The sequence below is a fragment of the Lutibacter sp. genome (assembly GCF_013139515.1).
In the GTDB taxonomy this organism is placed as follows: Bacteria; Bacteroidota; Bacteroidia; order Flavobacteriales; family Flavobacteriaceae; genus Lutibacter.
In genome coordinates this window covers 1-5,629 of the sequence record NZ_WTAR01000002.1, presented here as the reverse complement: position 1 = coordinate 5,629, position 5,629 = coordinate 1, and the positions used below count along the sequence as shown (strand labels likewise).

The following is a 5,629-nucleotide window of genomic DNA, read 5'->3' as shown; positions in this document are numbered from 1 at the left end:
ATTTGTTTGAACTTTCTTTTCAAGTTTATGAAAAACGTAAGGTCCTTTTTTTAATGAACGTGCCATATATCAATTATTTTTTTCTACGTTCTATAATATATTTATTACTCGCCTTGGTCTTAGATCTTGTTTTGAATCCTTTTGCAGGTATTCCGTTTTTAGATCTTGGATGACCACCAGATGATTTACCTTCACCACCTCCCATTGGGTGATCTACAGGGTTCATAACAACTGGTCTTGTTCTAGGTCTTCTACCCAACCATCTAGATCTACCTGCTTTACCAGATACTAATAACTGATGGTCTGAATTAGATACTACACCTATAACTGCACTACAAGTAACAAGAATTAATCTTGTTTCACCTGATGGCAATTTAATAGTTGCGTATTTTCCATCTCTTGCCATTAATTGAGCAAACGAACCTGCACTACGAGCTAAAACAGCTCCCTGACCAGGATGTAACTCAATACAAGAAATTGTAGTTCCTAAAGGTATTTGGCTTAACAACATCATGTTACCAACGTCTGGAGTAGCTCCTTCACCTGAAATAACTTTTTGTCCAACCTTCAATCCATTTTGAGCTATAATATATCTCTTTTCACCATCAGCATATGCTAATAAAGCAATAAATGCTGTACGGTTTGGATCGTATTCTATAGATTTTACTGTAGCAGGAATAGCGTTTTTATCTCTTTTAAAATCGATAATACGGTATTTCTTTTTATGACCACCACCAATGTAGCGCATCGTCATTTTTCCACTATTGTTTCGACCTCCAGATCTTTTTTTCGAAGAAAGTAAACTTTTCTCCGGCTTATCAGTAGTTATGGTGTCGAACCCATTTACTACTCTAAAACGCTGACCTGGTGTTACTGGTTTTAATTTTCTAACTGACATTTTTTATTATATATTGCTATAAAAATCAATACTCTCTCCTTCTGCTAATTGAACTATTGCTTTTTTATAAGCTCCTTTCATTGCGTGTACCATTCCACTTTTAGCGAATTTAGTATTACGTTGAACTGGATAATTCATAGTCCTAACACTTTCAATTTCAACACCATAAGCTTTAGCTACAGCATTTTTAATTTCAAGTTTGTTAGCTTTTTTATTTACAACAAAAGCATAACGATTATATAATTCGCTATCATTTGTTGCTTTTTCCGTTATAATAGGTTTAACTAAAATATTCATCTCTTTGTACCTATTTGCTTAAATTAGACTCAATTCCTTCTAAAGAACTTTCTAGAAGAATTATTTTATTTACATTCAACAATTCGTAAGTGCTTAAACCTGTGTTGGTTGTGGTTTTAGAGCGTTTTAAATTGCGCGATGACAAATATACATTATTATTTGGTTCAGCAAACACAAATAAAGATTTTTTGTTTTCAACACCAAAAGCTTCTAAAACATCTGTAAAATATTTTGTCTTTGGAGACTCAAAATTAAAGTCTTCAACTACTACAATATTATTGTCTTTAGCTTGGATGCTTAAGGCTGATTTACGAGCTAATTTTTTTAAATTTTTATTTAATTTAAAAGAATGATCTTGTGGTCTAGGTCCGAAGATTCTTCCTCCACCTCTAAAAACACCAGATTTTATACTACCTGCACGTGCTGTACCAGTTCCTTTTTGCTTCTTAATCTTTCTAGTACTCCCAGAAATTTCAGCTCTTTCTTTTGATTTACTAGTACCTTGTCTTTTATTTGCCAAATATTGCTTTACATCTAAATATACTGCATGTTTATTTGGCTCAATTCCATATACAGTGTCAGAAAGTTCAACTTTCCTCCCCGTATCTTTTCCTTGTATGTCTAAAACTGCTACTTTCATTATTTCTGAATGATTACATAAGCGTTTTTATGACCAGGAACTGCTCCCTTAATCACAAGTATGTTCTTTTCAGGAACAACTTTTAAAACTCTTAAATTTTGAACTGTAACTTTATCTCCTCCCATTCTTCCTGCCATACGCATTCCTTTGAATACTCTAGCTGGATATGACGCTGCACCAATTGATCCTGGAGCTCTTAAACGGTTATGTTGACCGTGAGTAGCTTGACCTACACCGGCAAAACCGTGACGTTTAACAACACCTTGAAAACCTTTACCTTTTGAAGTTGCTGAAACATCAACAAATTCTCCTTCTTTAAAAAGTTCAACTGTTATTTGATCTCCTAATTTGTGCTCCTCATCAAAACTTTGAAATTCAACGACTTTTTTCTTGGCAGTAGTTCCGGCCTTTTTAAAGTGACCATCTAAAGCTTTATTAGAGCTTTTTGCCTTCTTGTCATCGAAACCAAGTTGAAGGGCTTTATACCCATCTACTTCTTCAGTTCTGACTTGGGTAACTACGCATGGACCTGCTTCGATTACTGTACAAGGAATGTTCTTCCCATTTTCGTCGAATAAGCTGGTCATTCCGATTTTTCTTCCTATTAACCCAGACATTTTAATTTAATTTAATTATTATTCTATTTTTATTTCAAAAAAACAGGGTTGAAAATACTTCAACCCTGAATGTATTTTTCCGTTTTTCCTTCGTCAATCGCTCCGGACATGTTATTGAAAGTTGCCTTTCAACATTAAAGTAATTAAACTTTAATTTCTACCTCAACTCCGCTTGGTAATTCTAACTTCATTAAAGCATCAATAGTTTTTGATGATGAACTATAAATGTCTAATAATCTTTTGTAAGAACTTAATTGGAATTGCTCTCTAGATTTTTTGTTTACGTGTGGTGAACGTAATACTGTAAAAATCTTTTTATGAGTTGGTAATGGAATTGGTCCGTTTACAACTGCTCCCGTATTTTTAACCGTTTTAACAATTTTTTCAGCAGATTTATCTACTAAATTGTAATCGTACGATTTTAATTTTATTCTAATTTTTTGACTCATCGTTTATAATTTAGAGATTAACCCTTTACTTTTTCTATTACTTCTTCAGCAATGTTATTAGGACATTGAGCATAGTGTGAAAACTCCATAGATGAAGTCGCTCTACCAGATGACAATGTTCTTAAAGTTGTAACATATCCAAACATTTCTGATAATGGAACAGTTGCTTTTACTATTTTAGCTCCAGCTCTATCATCCATTGCAGTCACTTGTCCTCTTCTACGATTTAAATCACCTACAATATCTCCCATATTTGCTTCAGGAGTTACCACATCAATTTTCATGATTGGCTCAAGAATTACAGCTTTTGCTGATTTTGCAGCAGCTTTATAACCCATTTTAGCAGCTAACTCAAAAGATAATTGATCTGAATCTACCGCGTGAAAAGAACCATCATATAATGTAATCTTCATGCTATCCATTTCAAATCCTGCTAAAGGACCATTCTTCATAGCTGTTTTGAATCCTTTTTCAATTGAAGGAATAAATTCTTTAGGTACATTACCACCTTTGATTTTATTTTCAAATATCAATCCTGTTTCACCTTCTGCTACTGGCTCCATAATAAATTTGATATCTGCAAATTTACCACGTCCACCTGATTGCTTTTTATAAACTTCACGGTGATCTGCTTTCGCTGTAATAGCCTCTTTGTATTCAACTTGAGGTTGACCTTCGTTTACTTCTACCTTAAATTCACGCTTTAAACGATCTACAATAATTTCTAAGTGTAATTCACCCATTCCTGAAATAATTGTTTGACCTGAAGCTTCATCAGTTTTTGCTGTAAATGTTGGATCTTCTTCAGATAATTTACCTAAAGCCAATCCTAATTTATCAACATCTGCTTTTGTTTTAGGTTCTACTGCAATACCGATTACTGGGTCAGGGAAATCCATAGATTCCAGTACAATTGGATGCTTTTCAGCACACATAGTATCTCCAGTTCTAATATCTTTAAAACCTACACCTGCACCAATATCTCCAGCTTCAATATAATCAATTGCATTTTGCTTATTAGAGTGCATTTGGTAAATTCTTGAAATACGTTCTTTTTTACCAGAACGCGTATTCAAAATGTATGAACCCGCATCTAAACGACCAGAATATGCTCTAAAAAATGCTAAACGGCCAACAAATGGGTCTGTAGCTATTTTGAATGCTAAAGCCGTAAAAGGCTCTTTTACATCTGGTTTACGAAGTTCTTCTTCATCTGTTTTTGGGTTTATTCCAATAACACCTTCTTTATCTGTAGGAGAAGGTAAATATCTACATACAGCATCTAATAAGAACTGTACTCCTTTATTTTTAAAGGCAGAACCACATACCATAGGGATAATAGACATATCCATTACAGCAGCACGAAGCGCAGCATGCACCTCATCTTCAGTAATAGAATCTTCATCTTCCATATATTTTTCTAAAAGATTTTCGTCATAAGCAGCAACTTCTTCAATTAGCTTACCACGTAATTCTTTTGCTTCTTCTTTTAAGTCATCTGGAATATCAACAACATCAAATGTTGCCCCCATTGTATGGTCATGGAATATAATTGCACGATTTTTAATTAAATCAACAACACCTTTAAAGTTCTCTTCATCACCAATATTAAGAACGATAGGCACTGCATTAGAACCTAACATTTCTCTAACTTGAGTACAAACGTTTAGAAAGTTTGATCCTTGACGGTCCATTTTATTAACGAAACCAATTCTTGGCACTTTATAGTTATCAGCTAATCTCCAGTTAGTTTCAGATTGTGGCTCTACACCATCCACTGCACTAAATAAGAAAACTAATCCGTCTAAAACTCTCAAAGAACGATTTACTTCTACTGTAAAGTCAACGTGACCTGGAGTATCAATAATATTAAAATGATAACCTTTTGCTTCAGCAGTTGGCTCTCCATTCTCTGTAGGGAATTTCCATTCACAAGTTGTAGCAGCAGAAGTAATTGTAATACCTCTTTCTTGCTCTTGCTCCATCCAGTCCATTGTTGCTGCACCATCATGTACCTCTCCAATTTTATGTGAAACCCCTGTATAATAAAGAATACGCTCTGTACATGTTGTTTTACCAGCATCAATATGAGCAGCAATTCCTATATTTCTTGTATATTTTAAATCTCTTGCCATTATCTATAATTAAAATCTAAGGTGAGAGAATGCTTTATTAGCATCAGCCATTTTATGAACATCCATTCTTTTCTTAACTGCAGCTCCTTCTTCTTTTGCCGCCGCCAATACTTCAGCAGCTAAACGCTGAGCCATTGATTTTTCGTTACGTTTTCTTGAATAAGAAATTAACCATTTAATAGCAATAGAAACCTTACGGTCTGGTCTAATTTGTGATGGTATTTGAAATGTTGCTCCACCAACTCTACGGCTACGAACCTCAACTTGTGGCATTACATTACTTAATGCATCTTTCCAAATTTCTAATGACGTTTTCTCTTCGTCTTGTTTTTTTTGTTCTACAATGTCTAATGCATCATAGAATACTTTAAAAGCTACAGATTTTTTACCATCCCACATTAAGTTATTCACAAAACGCGTTACCAATTGGTCGTTAAACTTTGGATCTGGTAAAAGTGCTCTTTTCTTCGCTGCTCTTTTTCTCATGTCTTTACATTAAAGTTTTTAAAATTACTTTTTAGGTGCTTTTGTACCATATTTAGAGCGACGTTGTGTTCTTCCATCAACACCTGCAGTATCTAATGCTCCACGAA

The 5,629-nt window shown here is 34.2% G+C and carries 7 protein-coding genes and 1 pseudogene; all 8 read right to left on the bottom strand.

Going from position 1 to position 5,629, the window contains the following annotated elements; genetic code table 11:
• Positions 1-73: 73 nt before the first annotated feature.
• Complete coding sequence (gene rplB / locus GQ540_RS00065) at positions 74-898, bottom strand: 50S ribosomal protein L2 (RefSeq protein ID WP_291795450.1); 825 nt, start codon at positions 896-898, stop codon at positions 74-76.
• Between the two features lie 6 nt (positions 899-904).
• Positions 905-1,195 carry a 50S ribosomal protein L23 gene (gene rplW, locus GQ540_RS00060; RefSeq protein ID WP_291795447.1) on the bottom strand — a complete coding sequence of 97 codons (291 nt, stop codon included), beginning with the start codon at positions 1,193-1,195 and terminating at the stop codon, positions 905-907.
• A 10-nt stretch (positions 1,196-1,205) separates the two neighbouring features.
• Positions 1,206-1,835 (bottom strand): 50S ribosomal protein L4, encoded by a 630-nt coding sequence (gene rplD / locus GQ540_RS00055; RefSeq protein WP_291795444.1) that lies wholly within the window; start codon positions 1,833-1,835, stop codon positions 1,206-1,208.
• Complete coding sequence (rplC, locus tag GQ540_RS00050; protein ID WP_291795441.1) at positions 1,835-2,452, bottom strand: 50S ribosomal protein L3; 618 nt, start codon at positions 2,450-2,452, stop codon at positions 1,835-1,837. The genes rplD and rplC overlap by 1 nt, the downstream gene beginning before the upstream one ends.
• A gap of 143 nt (positions 2,453-2,595) precedes the next feature.
• On the bottom strand, positions 2,596-2,901 hold the full coding sequence (rpsJ, locus tag GQ540_RS00045; RefSeq protein ID WP_070237956.1) for a 30S ribosomal protein S10: 306 nt from the start codon (positions 2,899-2,901) through the stop codon (positions 2,596-2,598).
• A gap of 17 nt (positions 2,902-2,918) precedes the next feature.
• Positions 2,919-5,036, bottom strand: a complete 2,118-nt coding sequence (gene fusA / locus GQ540_RS00040; protein WP_291795430.1) for an elongation factor G — start codon at positions 5,034-5,036, stop codon at positions 2,919-2,921.
• Between the two features lie 9 nt (positions 5,037-5,045).
• Positions 5,046-5,522, bottom strand: coding sequence for a 30S ribosomal protein S7 (gene rpsG, locus GQ540_RS00035; RefSeq protein ID WP_291795427.1), 477 nt, complete (start codon positions 5,520-5,522; stop codon positions 5,046-5,048).
• Between the two features lie 24 nt (positions 5,523-5,546).
• Positions 5,547-5,629 (bottom strand): annotated as a pseudogene (locus tag GQ540_RS00030) (30S ribosomal protein S12); the annotation flags it as partial.

What these genes read in the sequence shown, in the direction of transcription:
- rplD (WP_291795444.1), bottom strand. Translation starts at nt 1,835, where the DNA reads ATGAAAGTAGCAGTTTTAGACATACAAGGAAAAGATACGGGGAGGAAA.
- rpsJ (WP_070237956.1), bottom strand. Translation starts at nt 2,901, where the DNA reads ATGAGTCAAAAAATTAGAATAAAATTAAAATCGTACGATTACAATTTA.
- fusA (WP_291795430.1), bottom strand. Translation starts at nt 5,036, where the DNA reads ATGGCAAGAGATTTAAAATATACAAGAAATATAGGAATTGCTGCTCAT.
- rpsG (WP_291795427.1), bottom strand. Translation starts at nt 5,522, where the DNA reads ATGAGAAAAAGAGCAGCGAAGAAAAGAGCACTTTTACCAGATCCAAAG.
- rplC (WP_291795441.1), bottom strand. Translation starts at nt 2,452, where the DNA reads ATGTCTGGGTTAATAGGAAGAAAAATCGGAATGACCAGCTTATTCGAC.
- rplB (WP_291795450.1), bottom strand. Translation starts at nt 898, where the DNA reads ATGTCAGTTAGAAAATTAAAACCAGTAACACCAGGTCAGCGTTTTAGA.
- rplW (WP_291795447.1), bottom strand. Translation starts at nt 1,195, where the DNA reads ATGAATATTTTAGTTAAACCTATTATAACGGAAAAAGCAACAAATGAT.